Annotated in this window: 18 protein-coding genes; 10 read left to right on the forward strand and 8 right to left on the reverse strand. The window is 72.8% G+C overall.

The window, feature by feature from the left end; all coding sequences use genetic code 11:
• Positions 1 to 277 precede the first annotated feature (277 nt).
• On the reverse strand, positions 278 to 706 hold the full coding sequence (locus OO63_RS46530; protein ID WP_063750345.1) for a luciferase domain-containing protein: 429 nt from the start codon (positions 704 to 706) through the stop codon (positions 278 to 280).
• Positions 707 to 1,102: 396 nt separating this feature from the next.
• On the opposite strand from OO63_RS46530, the gene OO63_RS02395 reads away from it, so the two are divergent.
• The gene (locus OO63_RS02395) at positions 1,103 to 2,566 is read left to right on the forward strand and encodes a PepSY-associated TM helix domain-containing protein (protein ID WP_030356876.1); all 1,464 of its coding nucleotides are present in this window, start codon (positions 1,103 to 1,105) and stop codon (positions 2,564 to 2,566) included.
• A gap of 85 nt (positions 2,567 to 2,651) precedes the next feature.
• Here OO63_RS02395 and OO63_RS02400 read toward each other — a convergent pair whose 3' ends face one another.
• Positions 2,652 to 3,398, reverse strand: a complete 747-nt coding sequence (locus tag OO63_RS02400) for a chitinase (RefSeq protein WP_030356875.1) — start codon at positions 3,396 to 3,398, stop codon at positions 2,652 to 2,654.
• 416 nt (positions 3,399 to 3,814) lie between these two features.
• A complete protein-coding gene (locus OO63_RS02405) occupies positions 3,815 to 4,576 on the reverse strand; it encodes a hypothetical protein (RefSeq protein WP_030356874.1) in 762 nt (253 codons plus the stop codon).
• A gap of 459 nt (positions 4,577 to 5,035) precedes the next feature.
• On the opposite strand from OO63_RS02405, the gene OO63_RS02410 reads away from it, so the two are divergent.
• The 7 genes from OO63_RS02410 to OO63_RS02440 all read left to right on the forward strand — a co-directional run bounded on the left by OO63_RS02410 (position 5,036) and on the right by OO63_RS02440 (position 12,310).
• Positions 5,036 to 6,658: a PP2C family protein-serine/threonine phosphatase gene (locus OO63_RS02410; RefSeq protein ID WP_199819446.1), complete on the forward strand. Its 1,623-nt coding sequence runs from the start codon at positions 5,036 to 5,038 to the stop codon at positions 6,656 to 6,658.
• 224 nt (positions 6,659 to 6,882) lie between these two features.
• Positions 6,883 to 7,353: a hypothetical protein gene (locus OO63_RS02415; protein ID WP_030356872.1), complete on the forward strand. Its 471-nt coding sequence runs from the start codon at positions 6,883 to 6,885 to the stop codon at positions 7,351 to 7,353.
• A 131-nt stretch (positions 7,354 to 7,484) separates the two neighbouring features.
• The gene (locus OO63_RS02420) at positions 7,485 to 7,835 is read left to right on the forward strand and encodes an STAS domain-containing protein (RefSeq protein WP_033263704.1); all 351 of its coding nucleotides are present in this window, start codon (positions 7,485 to 7,487) and stop codon (positions 7,833 to 7,835) included.
• Entirely contained in the window at positions 7,832 to 8,323 is a 492-nt protein-coding gene (locus tag OO63_RS41975; RefSeq protein WP_087888055.1) for an ATP-binding protein, read from the forward strand. Before OO63_RS02420 ends, OO63_RS41975 begins: the two co-directional genes overlap by 4 nt.
• 136 nt (positions 8,324 to 8,459) lie before the next feature.
• Positions 8,460 to 9,584, forward strand: a complete 1,125-nt coding sequence (locus OO63_RS02430) for a cobalamin B12-binding domain-containing protein (protein ID WP_030356869.1) — start codon at positions 8,460 to 8,462, stop codon at positions 9,582 to 9,584.
• Positions 9,585 to 9,825: 241 nt separating this feature from the next.
• Positions 9,826 to 11,298: a hypothetical protein gene (locus OO63_RS02435; protein WP_033263705.1), complete on the forward strand. Its 1,473-nt coding sequence runs from the start codon at positions 9,826 to 9,828 to the stop codon at positions 11,296 to 11,298.
• A 133-nt stretch (positions 11,299 to 11,431) separates the two neighbouring features.
• Positions 11,432 to 12,310, forward strand: a complete 879-nt coding sequence (locus OO63_RS02440) for an RNA polymerase sigma factor SigF (protein ID WP_051810450.1) — start codon at positions 11,432 to 11,434, stop codon at positions 12,308 to 12,310.
• Positions 12,311 to 12,498: 188 nt separating this feature from the next.
• On the opposite strand, the gene OO63_RS02445 is transcribed toward OO63_RS02440, so the two are convergent.
• The 3 genes from OO63_RS02445 to OO63_RS02455 form a co-directional block, all read right to left on the reverse strand.
• A complete protein-coding gene (locus OO63_RS02445; protein ID WP_030356866.1) occupies positions 12,499 to 12,954 on the reverse strand; it encodes a VOC family protein in 456 nt (151 codons plus the stop codon).
• 31 nt (positions 12,955 to 12,985) lie between these two features.
• Complete coding sequence (locus tag OO63_RS02450; protein WP_125262656.1) at positions 12,986 to 13,399, reverse strand: ATP-binding protein; 414 nt, start codon at positions 13,397 to 13,399, stop codon at positions 12,986 to 12,988.
• A 155-nt stretch (positions 13,400 to 13,554) separates the two neighbouring features.
• Positions 13,555 to 14,046, reverse strand: coding sequence for a MarR family winged helix-turn-helix transcriptional regulator (locus OO63_RS02455; RefSeq protein ID WP_234311052.1), 492 nt, complete (start codon positions 14,044 to 14,046; stop codon positions 13,555 to 13,557).
• Between the two features lie 123 nt (positions 14,047 to 14,169).
• Here OO63_RS02455 and gap point away from each other — a divergent pair, with 123 nt between their 5' ends.
• On the forward strand, positions 14,170 to 15,174 hold the full coding sequence (gene gap / locus OO63_RS02460; protein ID WP_030356863.1) for a type I glyceraldehyde-3-phosphate dehydrogenase: 1,005 nt from the start codon (positions 14,170 to 14,172) through the stop codon (positions 15,172 to 15,174).
• 93 nt (positions 15,175 to 15,267) lie between these two features.
• On the opposite strand, the gene OO63_RS02465 is transcribed toward gap, so the two are convergent.
• On the reverse strand, positions 15,268 to 15,795 hold the full coding sequence (locus tag OO63_RS02465; protein WP_051810452.1) for a hypothetical protein: 528 nt from the start codon (positions 15,793 to 15,795) through the stop codon (positions 15,268 to 15,270).
• Between the two features lie 218 nt (positions 15,796 to 16,013).
• Positions 16,014 to 17,012 carry a CAP domain-containing protein gene (locus OO63_RS45255; protein WP_051810453.1) on the reverse strand — a complete coding sequence of 333 codons (999 nt, stop codon included), beginning with the start codon at positions 17,010 to 17,012 and terminating at the stop codon, positions 16,014 to 16,016.
• Between the two features lie 478 nt (positions 17,013 to 17,490).
• Here OO63_RS45255 and OO63_RS02475 point away from each other — a divergent pair, with 478 nt between their 5' ends.
• Entirely contained in the window at positions 17,491 to 18,900 is a 1,410-nt protein-coding gene (locus OO63_RS02475) for a S41 family peptidase (RefSeq protein WP_234311051.1), read from the forward strand.
• Positions 18,901 to 18,997: the final 97 nt, after the last annotated feature.

Genomic DNA, 18,997 nt, shown 5'->3' on the forward strand with positions numbered 1-18,997 from the left:
TTCCCAAACGGCGCGTTGCGGGGGCGTGGGCGAGGACGTCCCGGGTGCGGCGGGGTGATGCGGGGTGCCGCTCGGACGTGCTCGAGGGTGTGGCTGGGGGGCCTGTGCGCCCGTGGCGCCCGGGGGTCCGGGGGTCCGGGGGGCCGGGGCCCGGACATGAGTGTGCGCCCGGGCGGGACGGACCGCCGGGCGCGGTGGACGGCCTGATGTCGGCTCGGCGTGGGCGGTCCGACGATCCGGCGGGTTCCGCGCCGTCGTCGACTGCCCGTGCGGGGCCTCAGTGGCCGTGCGGGATGAGCCGGCCCACCGCCTTCCACGTAGCGAGGATGCCGCGACGTTCGACGTCGGGCGGTCCGGCCGGGGCGGGGACCTTGGCCGCCGGCTGGCGGAACGCGAGCGGTTCCCAGTCGCAGGGAGGGGCGGGGGAGTGGGCGAACGCGCCGCCCCGGCCCGCGCGGTCCGCCGCGGCGAGGTCGTCGTCGTGCGCCTTGAGCCCGACGCTGACGAACGTCAGGAGGAGCGCGACGTCGATGTCGCAGTCGAGGAGCACGGTGATCCACGACGCCCCGGGGCGCACCCGGATCGCGGAGCTGTGGGCCAGCTGCGGGCGCAGCCGGTCGACGGCCGCACGGGTCAGACACACGTCGGCCGCCCCGTCGGAGTGGAAGTGGACGATGTCGTAGCCCGTCGGTCCCGGCGCCCCCACGATCCCGAAGGAACGTCCGACAGCGCACCGAGGAAAGCCACTTACGAGGTTCGGCCACGACTCCAGCTCGGTCATGGCGCGTTGTGCCGCGGTCATAGGTGCCATCGTCGCGTGGATTTCACCCTGCCAACTACCCCTGTTCACGCATCGCTTGATGAGGAACGCGGTTCTCGGCCACCCCATCTCAAATGAAGATCGCGAGGTCACACCACCGCACGGCCCGGCTCGCCGCCTGCGCGAGGGCGCCGTGGCCGAGCGCGCGCGGAGGCCGCCCACGCGTGACGCACGTTACAGAGACTCCCGGGAACTCCCTCACCCGCCCGCTCGACCCTTGGACCGGCCAGGTCACCACCCGACCGGGCCCGCACCACCGTCCGGCACCCAGGAGAGCACGTCATGCCCGCCGCACCCACCGCCCCCGCCCCCGTCGACGGGCCACCGACCCCACCCCCGGACTCCTCCCCGCGCCGCTCGGCCCTGGCCCCGCTCCGGCCGCTCGCCCTGCGCCTGCACTTCTACGCCGGCGTGCTCATCGCGCCGTTCCTGCTGGTGGCCGCGGTGACGGGGCTGCTCTACGCCGGTTCGTACACGGCCGAGAAGATCGTGTACGCCGATGAGCTGACCGTGCCCGTCGGCGACCGGAAGCTGCCGGTGGCGCGGCAGGTCGCCGCGGCCCGCGAGGCCCACCCGCGGGGCGAGGTCAGCGCGGTCCGGCCGGCGGCCGGGGACGGGGAGACCACCCGGGTGCTGCTGTCGGGCGTCCCCGGCGTGGACCCCGAGCGCACCCTCGCCGTGTTCGTGAACCCCTACACGGCCGAGGTGCGCGGCGCCCTTGAGCAGTACGGCTCCAGCGGCGCGCTGCCGCTGCGCACTTGGGTCTCCGAGCTCCACCGCGATCTGCACCTGGGCGAGACGGGCCGCCTCTACAGCGAGATCGCCGCGAGCTGGCTGTGGGTGCTCGCCGGTGGCGGCCTGGTGCTGTGGTTCGGACGGCGCCGGGCCCTGCGCAAGGTGCGGGGCTCGGCGGGCCGCCGCCGCACGCTGACGCTGCACGGAACGGTGGGCGCCTGGACGGCCGCCGGGCTGATCTTCCTGTCGGCGACGGGGCTCACCTGGTCGGCGTACGCGGGACAGAGCATCGGTGACCTGCGCGAGGCTGTCGGGCAGACGACGCCGACGGTGTCGACGAGTCTGGCGTCCGCCGGGGAGTCCGCGGGCGAGGGGGAGCACGCCGAGCACGGCGGGAACGCGTCCGGTAGCACGGGCGGTGCGGGCAGGCCGGGTGCGTCGGACGACGCGAAGGACGTCGGGCTCGACGCCGTGCTCGCGGCGGCCCGTGGCCGGGGGATCTCCGGTCCGGTGGAGGTCGTGCCGCCCGCTGACGCCTCGTCCGCGTACGTCGTCAAGGAGATCCAGCGTGGACTGCCCGGAAAGCAGGACTCGGCCGCGGTCGATCCGGCCACCGGGATGGTCCTCGACGTACTCAGGTTCGACGACTACCCGCTGCTCGCCAAGCTGACGCGGTGGGGGATCGACGCGCACAGCGGCACCCTGTTCGGTCTGGCCAACCAGGTGCTCCTCGGCGCCGTCGCCCTCGGTCTGGTCCTGCTGATCGTGTGGGGCTACCGCATGTGGTGGCAGCGCGGACGGGGCAGCGCCTTCGGCCGCCCGCTGCCGCGCGGCGCCTGGCAGCACGTCCCGGCGTACGTCCTGGTGCCGTTGATGGCCGCGGTCGCGGTGCTCGGCTACTTCGTGCCGCTGCTCGGCATTCCGCTGGTGGCGTTCCTGGCCGTGGACATCGTGCTGGGGGAGATCGCGTACCGGCGCGGGAAGCGCGGTTACGGACCCGCCGACGCCTGAACGCCGACGGCGCGGAGGCGCTGGAGAACGACGTGAAGCGTCGGCGGCCGAAAGGGGCCGCCGACGCTTCGGTGTTCGGGGGTGCTCAGCAGCTCAGGTTGGAGCCGGGGTTGACGCCGAGGACCTGCGTGAAGGCCTTGTACTTGTCGATGCGGCTCTGGACCTGCCCCGGGTTGCCGCCGTTGCACTCCAGGCTGCCGTTGATGGAGCGGATGGTCTCGCCGAATCCGGCGCCGTTGACCATGGCGGCGTGCGGGGTCATCGTGCCGGGGCCGTTCTGGGTGTTCCAGTACCAGAGGCCCGTCTTCCAGGCGACGGCCGCGTCGTTCTGGACCAGGTCGGGGTTGTGCAGCAGATCGATGCCGAGGGCGTCGCCCGCGGCCTTGTAGTTGAAGTTCCAGCTGAGCTGGATGGGGCCGCGGCCGTAGTACTTGTCGTTGCCCGCCGGACAGCCGTAGGGCTGGGTCTTGTCGCAGTAGTGCGGGTAGTTCGCCTGGTTCTGCTCCACGATGTGGACCAGACCGCCGGTCTCGTGGCTGACGTTGGCGAGGAAGGCGGCGGCCTCCTGCTTGCGGACGGTGTCGCTGCCGGTGTTCGTGAAGCCGGGGTACGCGCTGAGCGCCGCCGTGAGGCCGTTGTACGTGTAGAACGGATTCCGGCTCGGGAACATCTGGTTGAACTGGGACTCGCTGACGATGAACGCCGCGGCCGTCTTGCCGGACGAGGACGCGTCGGCCTTGTCCGTCTTGTCGGCCGACGCCGGCGACGCGAACGTCATCAGCGCGGCGGCGGACGCGGTGGCGGTCAGTAGTCCGAGTATGCGAGATCGCATGGCTCACTCCATGGGGGGACGCCGAAGAACGGCGGTGTGAAGTGCGGATGTGGGGTTCGGTCCGCGTGCCGGAGCGCGGGCCGCCGCAGGCCGGACGGTGGGTGTGGGCAGCCAACTGCCCGCCGGACAACGGGATTCCGCTTCGTTGGACTAGACCATACCGATAGTCGTGTCCGCGTCAAGGGTGTGGGCGGTGTGCACATCGGGACTTGTTCGGCGGCTGGCTGCGCGCACGGTCGTCGAGCGTCCCCTGGCTCGGGTGCTTGCGCAGGCCGCGGCTTGTTGCGGGGAGGGGCGCGCTGGGCCTCGGGCCAGTAACTCCCCGTCGGCGCCGTGGCGGAACGCGATCGCCGGGCTCGCGTGGATCCACGCGAGCCCGGCGAAAGACCGAGCGTGCTACTGCCGAGCGATCAGATTCAGCGCACGTCGACGGCGTCGCCGGTGGCCTTCACCGAGGACGTCGTCGTGTTGCCGGCGAAGGTCCAGCGGTAGCTGCCGTCGACGGAGGCCTTGACCGTGGTCTTCAGGTTGCCCTTGTTGTCGGTCTTGACGGCCTTCACCGCGGTGTAGGCCGTGGTGCCCTTCTTCTTGAACTCCAGCTTCGCGGACTGGCCGGTGTAGCCCGCGTACTTGCCGGTCTCCCAGTTGGCGCGGGTCAGGGCGCCGGTGACGGTGAGCGTCTTGCCCTTCTTGATGGGCTCCGGCGAGGCGTTCACCGTGAGCTTGGCCTGGCGCTGGACCTTGAAGGAACCGGCCTTCTCCGCCGAGATGGTGTCGATGTCGTTCGCCGTCACCAGGGCGTCGACGTACCACGTGCCGGCCGGGCTGTTGTTGAAGAAGTCCGTGTCCGGGTCGAGCGTGAACTTCGCCGTGCAGGTCGACGTCGTCGTGCTGTCCGCCACGCACTTCGGGTTGCCCTGCGGCAGGGCGACGCTGGAGCCGCCGCCGAACAGCGTGATGTCGGCGCTCTCGATGCCCGAGTCGTCCGACGCGGTCACGGAGACGGTGAAGGTCTTGCCCGCGGTGGTGCCGAGCACGATCGGGTTGCCGCCGTTCACGACGACCTTGTCGACGGTGACGTCGCCGGACGGCGCGGCCACGGCGCCGGGCGCGGCGAAGCCGACCGCGGCCACAGCCAGAGCCGAGCCGAGCACGGCGACGCGAGTGCGGTGTCGCATGGATCCCCCCACGGGATGATGCCGGGTCAGAAGTGGTGCCCGGCGAGAGATGTGAACGCGATGACAATACGGTCTTCACGGCATCTCCATCATTGTGTTGATCGCCACGCGTGTCGCGTGCAACCTTTCGAGCCGTGGATGGTCAAAACTCGAAGGAATTTTCGGACCGTCGCCCGAAGTGATCATTCCGCCTGGGCGGTGACCGGTGTGTGCGCAGGAGCCCGATCGTGAGGATTGTGCGGAGCGCTCATCTGGAGGATCGTCGGCGTCTGTGACGCGGGAACGTGTGGCCGTGCTCGGGCGGGGGCCGTGCTGTGGCCGGCCCGCGGCGGTGCGCGGACCGAGCGGGACCGTTCGACGACACGGAAGGGGCGCGGTCGTTCAAGGAGCGAAGGGGTATCGCAGGGGTGACGAGAGGGTGAGGGGAACGCGTGCCCACGAGGCACGGCGTTCCGGTACGTGAGGCGAGACACCAGGACCCCGACCGAGCAGCCCGCCGCGCGGGCGGTGAGCGCCGCCCTGCAGTCCGCGCCGTGGCCCCTCCTCCTCGCCGCGGCCGACGGACGCGTCCGGTGGGTCAACTCCGCGGCGACCGCCCTGCTCCCCGGCGTCGGCGCGGGCACCTCCCTCGCGCGGCACGCCCCGCCCTGGCTCGCCGACGCGCACGCCCGCCGCGACCGGGAGGCCGCCGGCGCGATCGCCGGGCGTGCCCTGCGGGCCGAGGCCGCCGCGGCGGACGGCGCCGAGGGCGTCCTGTGGTGGCTGCGCGACGACCCCGATGAGCACTCCGCCCCGCACACCGGGAGCGAGCGCGCCCGCTTCCTCGCCGACGTCTCCGACGAGCTGTTCACCCGCCCCAACCCCCAGGAGTGCAGGGGGAGTACGGCCCTGCTCGCCGCGCGGCACCTCGCCGACGCGGCCGTGGTCGTCGGCACGGGCCGGGGCGCGCGCCCGCCCGTGGCCGCCGCCCGTCGCCAGGGTGAGGTCACCCACGGGCGGCTCGCCGGTGACCCCGCCGACGTACCGGGTCTCGCGGAAGCGCTGCAGGGGTTTCCGCCGGTGCCCGCACGCTGGCTGGACCCGGCCGCTGTGCCGCCGTGGCTGCTGGCCGAGGCCTTCGAGGAGTGGGGCACGGGGACGCCGGGCGCGCTCATGGTGACGCCGCTCCCGGGGCGCGGTGCGCCTCTCGGCGCGCTGGTCCTGCTGCGCCGGGCCGGGGCGGAGCCCTTCACCGAGGACGACGAGGCCCTCGCCCGTCTCTTCGCGGCGCGCGCCGCGGCCGCGCTGAACGCCGCGACGCTGCACGCCGAGCAGACGGCCGTCGTCGAACTGCTCGCCCAGGACACGCTGCGGCCCGGGCCGCGCCGCGTCGACGGCGTCGAGTACGCGGTCGGACATCGCCCCGCGGACGGCGAACTCGGCGTCGGCGGCGACTTCGTCGACATCAGCACCGCGGCCGAGGCGGGCGGCGAGACCCACGTCGTCCTCGGCGACGTGTGCGGCAAGGGTCTGGAGGCCGCCGCCCTGACCGGGAGGATCCGCACCACGCTGCGCGCCCTGCACCAGCTAGAACCGGACCACCAGCGGCTGTTGCGCGCCCTGAACGCCGCCCTGTTCGGCGCGGACCACAGCCGCTTCGCGACCCTCGTGCTCGCCTCGGTCCGCCGCCGCGGCAGCGCCGTCACCCTCCGACTGACGAGTGCGGGGCATCCGCCGCCGCTCATCGTGCGGCGCGCCGGGGACGTCCTCGCCGCCCCGACCCACGGCACCCTCATCGGCGCCCTGCCCGAGGTGTTCACGCAGACGTACGAGACGACGCTGCGCCCCGGAGAGTCCTGCCTGCTGTACTCGGACGGCGTCACCGAGGCCAAGGGCGGCCCGCTCGGGACCGAAAGGTTCGGCGAGGAGCGGCTGCGGGCGGCGCTCGTGGAGTGCGCCGGGCATCCGCCGGAGGCGGTCGCCGAGCGGGTGCAGATGCTCGTGGCCGACTGGCTCGGCGGGCGCCGCCACGACGACATCGGCCTGGTGGTCATCGCCGTACCGCGTCGCCGTACCCACCTGGCCGCCGCCCCTGCTCGGTGAGGCGCGTCCCTGCTCGGTGAGGCGCGCCGAACTCCTGGTAACCGTGCGGCCTGTGGCACTGCTGTGACAGGAGGAGTGGCTTCCGCCACAGCTTGCCGGGGGTGCGGCTGGTGGGGTGGGGCTATGCCCACCGTCGCCCCGCTCCCTTCGTCGCCCCCGCAGGACCGGGGAGCGGCAGCCTCGCCGCTTCGGGCGACGCGTCCTCAAGGGAGGCGGTGAGACCCGTGACCGCCGGCTTCGGCGTCCCCGCCCTCTGCGCCGTCGGCGCGCTCATCGCGGCCGTAGGCGTCGCGGCGATGGCGCTCCCCGGCCGGCCCGAGCCTTGGCCGGTGCACCTGCTGCGCCGTGCCGCGGCGATGGCGGCCTGCGCGGCCGCGTCCGTCTACTCCCTGGGGTTCTTCGCCGTGCTGATGGCCGACGTGGCGGTCGGCGACGGCGCGAACTCGGTGCCGGGCCCGGTCTGTCAGGACGGCTTCGACGAGGACACGGTCCGCGGCCTCTCCCACGGCCGTGCCTCCTACCTGCCCCTGGGCTACGACTGCGTCCGCGACGACGGCACGGCGTACTCCAGCAGTCCCGACTACGTGTGGATGAACTGGGCGACGTCGGCCCTCGCGCTGTGCGCCGTGGTGCTCGCCGTGGGCGCGGGCCACGTGGCGCAGGCCCGGGCCCGGCGGGCCGGAGTGACGGCATAGGGCCCCGCGACGTGCTGAAACGTTGCGGCGCGCCAAGCGGAAGAGGCCCTACCGCCAGACATGAATTCGACGGGTCCCCCATGGGGTGATGGCCGGGGTGGGACCGCGCCCGGCGGGTCGAAACTGTCGGAATGCAGTGGACGCATGATGATGCGGCGACCCAGTGCTCGGTCGAGATGCACGCCGACGACAGACGTGGGGTGCGGGTGGTGGCGGTGATCGGAGAGATGGACGTCGAGTACGAGCCGGACATCGAACTCGCCTTGGAGGCAACCCCTTTGACGGTCCGTCTGGTCCTGGACCTGACCCGGCTCGAGTTCGCGGACTCCACGCTCCTGAACATTCTGATCCGCACCCACCGCCGACGCGACCTGCGGATCCTCGGCCCGATACCCCGGCAGCTGCGCGAACTGCTGCGGGTGACGGGCACCCTCGGGCACTTCCCTGTGTGCGGCTCCATCGAGGAGGCGTGCGCGCCATGACCCACTCCCCGGACGTGACCGCGCGCGACGCGGCCCGCGGCGTCACGGCGCCGTGCCCGCTGTGCGACCGGGCGACGGTTCAGGGGGCCTGGCGCCCCACGGCCGGAGACCGTCCCGCGCTCCTCGCGGTCGACGCCGAGGACTGCGGCATCGGCGGGGCACGCAGAGCCGCCCGCGCCTACGCCGCCGTGCGCTGCCCCGCCGTCGACGCCGCCGATGTGGCGCTCGTCGTGTCGGAGCTGTGCACCAACTCCTTCAGACACGCCACGGGTTGGTGGCGGCTGCGCCTGCACGGGCACCGCGACGGCCTGATCGCCGACATCGACGACGCCAGCGAACAGCCGCCCGTGCCGCGCCTCCCCGACACCCACGACGGCACCGGCGGCATGGGCATGCTGCTCGCCGCCACGCTGACGACGACGCTCGACGTGTACGTGTACTCCGGCGGGAAGACCGTACGCGTCACCTGGAAGGCGCCCCGCGACTGACGCGCCGCCCGCCCCGGGTCCCGTACCCGCCCCGCTCCCGGCGCGCCTGCCGATCCACGCCCGGATCCCGCCCCGCCCCCGACAACCGCCCCGCCCCGTCCGGACCCGGCGGCCGGCCACCCCGTTGGAGATCCTGATGACACCCACGGCCACCGCCCCGGAGGAACGGGCCGCCCCCTGGGCTGCCGCGCTCTGGCACGCGGTCATGGCGGGCGACGAGCCCACTGCCGCCGACACCGCCCTTGGGGCACTCGAGGACGGCCTCGACGCTGAATGCGTCCTCCTGGATGTGGTCGGCGCCGTGCAGCGGCGCGTGGGCGAGGAGTGGGCCGTCAACAACCTGACCGTCGCCCAGGAGCACGCCGCCACCGCCATCAACGAACGCGTCATCGCGGCACTTTCACGGATGCTCCGCGAGGCCCCGGCCCCGCATCGGCTCCGCGACACCCCCGCCTCGTACCGGCTCGGTGCCACCCCCGCGCGAGCCCGCATCACCGTCGCCTGCGTGGACGGCGAGTGGCATGCCCTGCCCGCGCGGCTCCTCGCCGAGGTCCTCAGGCTGCGGGGGTGGCGCGTCGACTTCCTGGGCGCGCAGGTCCCCACAGCGCACCTCATCGCCCATCTGCACCGCACCCGCGCCGACGCGGTGGCCTTGTCCGGCTCCCTCGCGACCCGGCTGCCCACCGCTCACGCTGCCATATCCGCCTGCCGGGCCGCCGGAGTGCCGGTGCTCGCGGGCGGCGCCGCCTTCGGGCCCGGCGGGCGCCACGCCGAACTGCTCGGCGCCGACCTCTGGGCCGCGGACGCCCGCACCGCGGCCGTGCGGCTCACCGAGGGCCCGCCGCTCCGGCCGCCCGGCGCCCCGTCCGCCGACGAACCGCTGAAGCACCTCCTCGACCAGGAATACACGCTGATCAGCCGCTCGGCACCCCAACTCGTGCGGGCGACCCTGGCCGGACTGCGCTCCCGCTTCCCCGCCCTCCTCGACTACACCGAAGCCCAGTACCAGCACACCGCCGACGACGTCGCCCAGATCGTCGCCTTCCTCGCCGCCGCCCTGTACGTCGACGACTCCGGCCTGTTCGCCGGCTTCGGGCGCTGGACCGCGGCCATTCTCGCCGCACGCCACGTACCGGTGGAGTCACTGCTGCACGCACTCGACGTCCTCAGGGCCGAGGTGCGCGACTTCCCGCGTACCACCGCGATGCTCGTCGAGGCACACGAGGCGGTGCGGACCTCGCAGGGCGGGGCGGGGGAGTGACGACTGCTGCGGCACCGCCGGCCGTGCGCGGTGGGCGGTACGCGGCCGCCCGGCCATGCGTTCTGGCGCTCGGCATCAGGAAGCCGGCGCCGGGTACCCGACATCTGGCGCCCGGCGCACAAGCAGCCGTCCGCCGCCGTGCTCCGGCCCCACGTCCCTGGCCACGGCGGCCCCGACCGAGCCTGCTGCGCGCACGGCACCCGCCGGCTCGACGGAGACCACCACCGGCTCGGGGGGACGTATGAGCGACTCCGCGCACGACCCGGACACCACCAGCGCCCCCTGGGCGCTCCAGTTCGACGCGGACGGGGGCGAGACGGACAGCGAGCAGGGCGAGCGGGTCGCGGCGTCCGCACGCGCCGCGGGCGTCCGCGATCTCGTGCTCCTCGCGCACACCGCCCACAACGACGCCGAGACGACCACCGACGTCGACGCGCGTTTCCGCGCCCTGTTCACCGAAGGGACAGCGGACGGCGGCGAAGGACCGGCGGGCGACGGCCCGGGCTTCGTGAGCGTGCACTGGCCCGGCATGCGGTTCGGGCCGGAGCCGGGGCTCACCGACGCCACCGAGTCCGCGCTCCGTCGCACGTTCCCCGGCCAGGACCGACTCATCGCGGACCTGCGCTCCCTCGTGGACGAGCGGCCGCGCCAGTTCAGCGCCGTCGACGACGTGGGCATGCTGCTGCGGCGCCTCGTCGAGGAACCCCTGCACGCCCCCGCCGCGGCCTACGCCACCGACATGGGCGACGAACTGCTGCCCCAGTCCGACCCGGCGATGCTGTTCGACAGCACCTCGCACGTCTGCGAAGGTCTCGCCCACGCCCTGGAGCGGGCTCAGGAGGAGGCCGAACGCGCCGAGCAGCGCCCCGAGCGGATCGAGCAGCCGGGACGGGGCCCGGAGGCGCCCACGGTGTCGAAGTCCGGGACGCTGACGGAGGCCGAGACCGCGGGCCCCCGCCCCGCCGACGCCCCCACCGACTGGCTCGCCCGTCCCGACCCGCTGACCCCCAGCGCCCGCCCGTTCGGCTCCGCGGAGTCCGGGCGCGCCCTGGACCGGCTGTGGGACGGGGCGCACCAACTTCTGTGCCAGGTCGTCTCCTACGCCGTCAGGCGGCGCGCCGGAATGATCGGCGAGGGCGGGCTCGCCCCCGCGCTCGGACAGCTCGCCGAGGCGCTGCCGGACACACGGATCCATCTCGTCGGCCACGGCGCCGGGGCGCGGCTCGTCGCGTACGCCGCCCGGGGGCTCAAGGAGGCGACGGGCGGGCCCGCCTCCATGACCCTGCTTCAGGGGGCCCTGTCCCACTTCGCCTTCGCCGCCCACCTGCCGCAGCAGATGCGCGGCGGGGGCGCGCTCGCCGGGGTGGCACGGAGTGTCGCGGGGCCGGTGGTGTGCGCGTACTCGCACCACGACCGGGAGCTCGGCCTGCTGTTCCCGCTGGCCTCCCGCATGATCGGCGAGTCGCCCTCCCTGGTGGGCGCCGACCGGCTGTGGGGCGCGCTCGGCTACGACGGGGTGCAGGGCGTCGACGGCTGCCCCACCCTCACCCTCGCCGACGCGCTCACGGAGGAGGCGCTGCCCAGCTCGGGATACGTCAGCGTCGACGCATCGGCGGTCGTCCGCCGTGGAGTGCCGCCGCAGGGCGCGCACTTCGACGTGTTCCACCCCGAACTCGCCCGCTTGGTCCTGGCCGCGGGCCGGATCGCGAGGTGACGCACAAGAGGGCGCGCGACCCAATTCCGGATCGTGAGGTGTGGGACCGGGAGCGAGGGGCAGACGCGTCTTGAGTCCCCGGTTCGTGACACGGGGTGCCGTCGAGAGAAGGGTGGATCGTGTGGCTGCCGCGATGGGTGCATGCAGGCCGACAGTGTCCGGGATCCGGTCGACAAGGGCCGAGGCCTGCGTGGAGGGAGAACTGCCGCTGATCGAAGCACCGTCGACCGTCGAGCCGCACAACGCACGCGTGCTCTCCCGGCAGTTCTTCGACCGCCTCGCCGTTCTCGAAGAGGGCACGCACGACCACCAGTACGTGCGCAACACGCTGATCGAGATGAACCTCTCGCTGGTGCGCTACGCCGCCTCGCGCTACCGGGGCCGCGGCGACGAGATGGAGGACATCGTCCAGGTCGGCACGATCGGCCTGATCAAGGCCATCGACCGGTTCGACCTGTCGCGCGAGGTGGAGTTCGCCACCTTCGCCGTCCCCTACATCGTCGGTGAGATAAAGCGCTTCTTCCGCGACACCAGCTGGGCCGTGCACGTGCCGCGCCGACTCCAGGAAGCGCGCATCGAACTGGTCAAGGCCACCGAGGAGTTGGCGACCCGGCTGGACCGGGACCCGACCACCGCCGAGCTGGCCGAGCTGATGTCCCTGTCCGAGGAAGAGGTCATCGAGGCCCGCAAGGCCTCCAACGGCTACACCTCCACGTCCCTGAACGCCGCGCTGCTCATGGGCGGCGGCAACGACGACGGGGAGGCGGCCCTCGCCGACTTCATCGGCGAGGAGGACGCCGCGTACGAACTCGTCGAGGACTTCAACAGCCTCGCCCCCCTGATCGGCGAACTGTCCGAGCGGGACCGGGAGATCATCCACATGCGCTTCGTGGAGGAACTCACCCAGGGCGAGATCGGCGACCGCCTCGGCGTCTCCCAGATGCAGGTGTCCCGCCTCCTCAAGCGCATCATCGGCCGCCTGCGCGCGGGCCTGATGCCCGCCGGGGCCTGACCTGGAGACCACCGGGACGACCTGACGCGACCTCGAAGATTGACCCCGCTCAGCCGGGAAACCCGGCCCGTGGCGAGTCCACCGACCGGGCTGCTCCCGGGAGAGTTCGGAAGTGAGCTCCCTGCCTCTGCCCCCGCGGTCGACAGCGGGGGCAGAGGGATGTCCGCCGCCGGGCGCCGGCTCCCGGCTCAGCCCGGAGAACCTTCGTCGATGGCCTGCATCGGGTCACCGCCCGGGTTCCACTTGGCCAGGAACGCCGCCTGACGGCCGAGGTCGACGAGTTCGACGCGGGCGCCGATGCTGTCCACGCGGTGGTAGGCGAACGGGCGGCCGTGCGGGCAGCCGGAGAAGTCCGTCGGCAGGCCCTGGTCCCGCAGGCGTCGCGAGCCTTGCTCGACGTCGCTCGACCAGAAGCCGATGTGGTCGAACCGGGCTCCCGCCGAGGCGTCCCACGGGCTGCCCGCAGGGCCTTCGATCAGCTCGATGAACGGCGGGCCGCCCGTGGTGAAGACGATCCGGAAGTCCCACTCCCCGATCCGGTCCGACGCGGGGGCGCTCCATTCGACCCCGGCCGCCCGTTGGAAGTCGCGCATCGCCCGTTCGATGTCCGGGACCGCGAAGCACACGTGGTAGAAGGCTGTCATACGACCATGATCGGGTATGGGCGCGCGCCGCTCACCGCTCCCCGGCGCGCGGCTGCGGCACCGTCGCCCAGACGTTCTTGCCCCCGGGGCGCCACTCCACCCGCACACCCTCGGTGAGGCCGCGGACCAGGTGGAGGCCGAAGCCGCCGGGGCGGCCCGGGTCCAGGGGGAGAGTGCGGGGTGGCCGGGTACCGGCGTCGTGGACCGAGACGGTGAGGCCCCGGTCATGGTGGCTGAGGCGGAGTCCGGTCACCCCGCGGGCGTGCCGCAGGGCGTTGGTCACCAGCTCGGACACCACGACGAGCACGGCGTCCCGGTGTCTCTCGTCGTCGTAGCCGGCGGCCGCCATGAAGTCCCGTGCCATCGCACGGGCCTGGGCCGCCGACGTCGGCGCGTCCCGCCCCCATTCCCGGCACACCCGCTGCTCCCCTGGGGAGTGCACCACGGCAACCTCCCGTCGTTCTCAGGCTCCTGGACACCGTTCGCTTGCCCGGTTCCGGCGCCCGTACGCGGGTGTCACCCAAGTGGACCGCGCGACTCCGGGACTGGCCGCAGTCCGACCGTGGAGTCGGTGGCGACGGGTTCCCCGAGTCCGCCTCCTCACCGCCGGGCGCGTCCGAGTTCGGCGAGGCGGGTCAGCGCGGGCAGTGCCTCGGTGATGGACTGCCGCTGTTCCGGGGTCAACTGGGCGATCAGGGGGGCCAGATGACGGGTCCGGTCCTCGTGGCGGGACCGGCCGACGCGGCGTCCGGCCTCGGTGATGTGGACGAGGACGGCGCGGCCGTCGCTCGGGTCGGGGTGGCGCTCCACCAGGCCGTCCCGTTCGAGGCGGGTGACGAGCTGGGTGATGCCGGGCTGGCTGACCTGCTCGGTGCGGGCCAGGTCGCTCAGGCGCAGCGGGCCGCCCCCGAAGGCGAGGGTGTCGAGGACCGACAGGGTGGTGAACGACAGCTTCTCCAGGACCGGCAGGCGGATGTAGAAGCGGTTGAAGTTCTCGACCGCGGCGGCGAAGGCCTCCACGTCCAGGCCGCCGTCGGCGCCGTCTCCCTCGCTGTTGCCCAGGGTCCCGCTGTTCTTCATGGTGTCGTCCACTCCAAAAATATATCGCACGCTTAATTAAATTGCTTATGATGTTCTTGTCGGCGCCCCGCGACCTCGTCGAACCATGGCACGACGGGCGCCGTAGGCCTCGTAGCCGCGTGAAGGGACAGCCCCATGACTGTGCGCATAGGCATCAACGGCTTCGGCCGGATCGGCCGCAATGTCTTCCGGGCGGCGGCCGCCCGCGGAGCGGATCTGGAGATCGTCGCCCTGAACGACCTGGGTGACGTGGCCACCATGGCCCATCTGCTCGCGTACGACTCCGTCCTCGGCCGCTACCCCGGCGAGGTCACCTCCGGGCCCGAGGGCATCCGGGTCGGCGACACGACCGTGCGGGTCCTTGCCGAACGCGACCCCGCCGACCTGCCCTGGGGGAAGCTCGGCGCGGACGTGGTCATCGAGTCCACCGGCGTGTTCACCGCGGCGGCGAAGGCGCGGGCGCACGTCGACGGCGGCGCGAGGAAGGTCATCATCGCTGCCCCGGCCGACGGCGAGGACGCGACGATCGTGCTCGGCGTGAACGAGGACACGTACGATCCCGGGCGCCACACCGTCATCTCGAACGCCTCCTGCACCACCAACTGCCTCGCCCTCCTTGCCAAGGTGCTGCACGACACCGTCGGCATCGAAGCCGGAATGATGACCACCGTCCACGCCTACACCCAGGACCAGAACCTCCAGGACGCCCCGCACAAGGACCCGCGCCGGGCCCGTGCCGCGGCCCTCAACATCGTCCCCACCTCCAGCGGCGCGGCCAAGGCCATCGGCCTGGTCCTTCCCGAACTCCAGGGCCGCCTCGACGCGTTCTCGCTGCGGGTGCCCGTCCCCACCGGCTCGGTCACCGACCTGACCGTCACGACCACGCGCGCCACCACGGTCGAGGAGATCAACGCCGCGTACGCCGAGGCCGCCGCGGGCCCGCTCAAGGGACTGCTCGCCGCCACCGACGCCCCGCTCGTCAGCACCGACATCGCGGGCGACCCGGCCTCCTGCGTCTTCGACGCCGGGCTCACGCGCGTCCTCGGCCCGCAGGTGAAGGTGGTCGGCTGGTACGACAACGAGTGGGGGTATGCGAACCGGCTCGTCGACCTGGCGCTCCTCGTGGGCAACGGGCTCTGACCGCAACGGATTCCGTGCCGCGCGAGCGCGCGTCGGGTGGGGCTCCGGCCCGCCGCTGGGGGCAGCGGGCCGGAGCGGTCCATCGGGGGCGGTTCAGTTCCAGGGGTTGGCCGGCTGGTCGTTGATCGCCGTCCAGAAGCGGGTGCCCGCGGGCACCTCGCCCTTGGCCCAGAAGCTCCAGCCACCGGAGCTCTCCAGGTTCGGTCCGTACCGGCCGTCGTGGAACTCGGCCATCCGCCAGCCCGAGCCGAAGGTGTTCGCGCAGACGTTGTCGGCGACGGCGCGGCTGGTCAGACGGGTGCCGCGGATCGGGTTGCTCGCGGCGACGGTGCCGCGGGCCCAACCGGCGTAGAAACCGGGGGTGATGCCCGCGGGCGCGGCGCTGTTGTCGATCTTCAGGCACAGCACCGGAAGGGCCGTGCTGATGTCCGTGTCACCGGTGTACGCGTTGCTGAGCGGGCCGCCGCCCACCTGGACCGTGCCGCTGGGACCGTCGGCCAGCAGCGTCCAGGTCATCGCCTTTCCGTTGTTGTCCGGTGCGGCCGCGGCGGGGCTCGCCGCTCCGGCGGCCACCATCAGGGCGGCGGCGCCGAGGGACAGAGCCAACTTGATCGGGCGCAAGGCTTCTCCTCACGGATGTCACACGAGTTACGTGCCAGGACGGTCACGGATTCTTCACGTCCTTCAGACTTTCTCCAAGAGTGAGAATGCGACATCCCCTGTGTCCGGAACCGGGGCGCAGCGGGCACGGATCGGCGGGCGGTGACCACCACGTGCCGAGGCCTGGAGGTCGCCGCCCGCCGAGCGGGTCCGGTGGTCACACCGGAGAGGTCATCTGCTCACCGCGCGCCGAAGTTCTGCGTCCACCACGGTCCGCCGGAACCCTTCACGACGCCCACCCCCAGCTCCTTGAACGAGCAGTTGAGGATGTTGGCGCGGTGGCCCGAGCTGTTCATCCAGGAGGTCATGACCGACTTGGCGGTCTGCTGGCCGCGGGCGATGTTCTCGCCGTAGGTGCTCCACCGGTAGCCCGCCGCGGTAATGCGCTGGCCCGGGTCGGTGCCGTCGGGGGAGGTGTGCGAGAAGTAGTTGCGCGCCTTCATATCGGCGGAGTGCCGCTGCGCGGCCGTGGCGAGCTTGCTGTTGGTGGTGAGCGGGCGGCAACCGGCCTTCTGGCGTTCGGCGTTGACCAGGTTGAGCACCTGCTGTGCGGTCGAGTCCGAGGCCGAACCCGAGGGGGCCTTGGGTGTCGTCGGTGTCGGGGTCGGGCGGCTCGTTCTCGGGGGCGCCGGGGGCTTCGTCTTCTCGGGCTTCGCCGTCGGGGTCTTCGCGGGCTTCTTCGACGGCTTCGCGGACGTGGACTTCTTCGGCTCCGCGGGCTTCGACGGGGAAGCGGACGTGGACTTCTTCGCCTTCGGCGTGGCGGACGGCGGCTCGCTCGACGGCGTGGGCTCGCCCGTGTCCGTGTCCATGGCGGCCGCGGCCGCGGTCTTCTCGGGGGTGTCGGAGCCGTCCGAGCCCCACTGCATGACGGCGGTCAGCGCCGCGATCGCCGCGATGCCCGCGCCCGCGGCGATGGCCTGCCGACGGCGCCGCGTGGTGCGCCGCTGGCGCAGCTCGGCACGGGAACCCGGGGCGCCGGACGCGGCCGGGGATATCGAGGTGACGTCGTCGGCGAGGTGCGCGTCGGCGCCGTGCGGCGCGGCGTACGGCTGGCCCGGGCCGGTGCCGGGGTCGTACGCGTACGGGTCGGGGTGGTGGGGGTAGGGGCCGCCGGGCGCCGTGGGGTCGGCGGGGTGCGGAGGGGACAGCGGGTCTGACGGATCTTGTGGATTCATGGTGTGGGGGAACGCCTCGGTGTGGTCGGAAGGGGACTGGCAGGGGGAACGAGCGGGTCGGCGTGGCCCGGGGGCGGGGCGCCGGGGTGCGTGCGCGGGAGGAGATCGGTCGGGGCGGTCAGGTGGATGGTGCCCGCCGTCGGCGGCGGTACGAGTGCGGGGCCGGTCGGGACCCGCTCCGTGGGAGCGAGGAGCGCGCCGTGCCGCGGGTACGCGCCGCACGCGCGGGTGGGGTGCGCGAGGCGCCCCCGCCGCAGCGCGGACGGCCTGCTCGGGCTCTGCCGGTCGTGCTGCATGACGCTCCCCTCTCCTGGTTCCTGTGGTGCCTGTGTGGCCGCGCTGATGGGGAGATCCTGCGGGCTGGGGCGGCATAACAGAAAGCGAAGCGATTGCTTTGAGAGCCGGGTCACGTTTCTCGGCTGTGAAGGCCGGGACATGCTCTCGAAAGAGGCGAAACGCCGAAACGGGAGGAATGCATATGCGAAGGGTGACGACGGCTGCGATGGCGGCCCTGACTCTCACCCTGGGGTCGGGCTTCACCGCGGGGGCGGCGACAGCTGTCACACCAGCGAACTCCGCACCGGCGGCGGTTGGGACAGAATCGCCGAAATCCGGAATATGGCGTGTGGATGGTTATGGGGCGGTGTGGTCGATTCGTGACGGCGTGCTCCAGGAGTACGAGACCACGTCCGTGAGCTGCCTCAAGGGCGACGTCGCGAAGCGGACGGGCCCGGGGCGCTACCTCGACGGGAACGGCGTCGGCCTGACCCTGCGCGCGGGGCCCGGCCGGGACCGGGCGATCCTGCACATGGACGGCACCACGGGCCACCAGGAGCTGCGGCGCGTCGGGAAGCTCCCCGCCACCTGCACGGGTCCGGCGCCAGCGGGCCCCGTCGCGACCTTCGACGTCTTCTGGCAGTCGTACGAGGAGAACTACCCGTTCTTCGCCGCCAAGGGCATCGACTGGCACGCGATGCGCGACCGGTACCGCCCCAAGGTGCACGCGGACACGACCCCCGAGGAACTGTTCGCGATCTTCTCCGAGATGCTCGACCCGCTCGAGGACATGCACTCCGGGGTGGGGTACGGCGACCGGTACTTCAACCGGGGCCGGTCCGGCACGGTGCCGCCCAGCGAGGAACTGGACGCCCGGGTCAAGAAGTTCGTCCTCGCACGCGACCTGAAGGACGCCGAGCACGTCCAGGACTTCGCCAAGGGCCGCATCACCTACGCCGACCTGCCGGGCGGCCAGGGCTATCTGCGGATCTCCGGCTTCAGCGGGTACGCGGGCGACGGCGCCCCGTACGCCGCGCAGCTCGCCGAGCTGGACCGGGCGCTGGACGCCGTCTTCACCGAGGACCGCACGCGGAAGCTGCGCGGCCTCGTCATCGACCTGCGGATCAACGGCGGCGGCTCGGACGCGCTGGGCGTGCATCTCGCCGGACGCCTCACCGACACCGGCTACGTCGCGTACTCCAAGCGCGCCCGCAACGACCCCGCCGACCCCACGCGGCACACCCGCCCGCAGCCTGTTCGCGTCACGCCGGCCGCCGCACCCCGCTACACCGGACCCCTCGCCGTCCTCACCGGCGGGTCGACGGTGAGCGCCGGTGAGACGTTCGTCCAGGCCCTGATCGACCGGCCCGGCAAGGCCGTGCGGATCGGGCAGCCCACCCAGGGCGTGTTCTCGGACGTCCTGCCGCGCAGGCTGCCCATCAGCGGCATGGGGACATGGCTGCCGAACGAGGAGTTCCTGACCAGGTCGGGCACCAGCTTCGACGGCCCCGGCATCCCCCCGCACCTGGCCGAACCGGTCTTCACGGAGGAGGAGTTCGAGAAGAACAGGGACTCGGCCTTCGACAAGGCCCTGAAGATCCTGCGGAGTTGACCTGAGGGGATGTCGAGCAGGGGCGGGGCGAAGGGAGGCGCGCCGATCAGGGACGAGGCACGGCTGCTCGCCCTGGAGGTCGACGCGATCCACGGAC

Source organism: Streptomyces alboflavus (assembly GCF_000716675.1).
GTDB classification, from domain to species: Bacteria; Actinomycetota; Actinomycetes; order Streptomycetales; family Streptomycetaceae; genus Streptomyces; species Streptomyces alboflavus.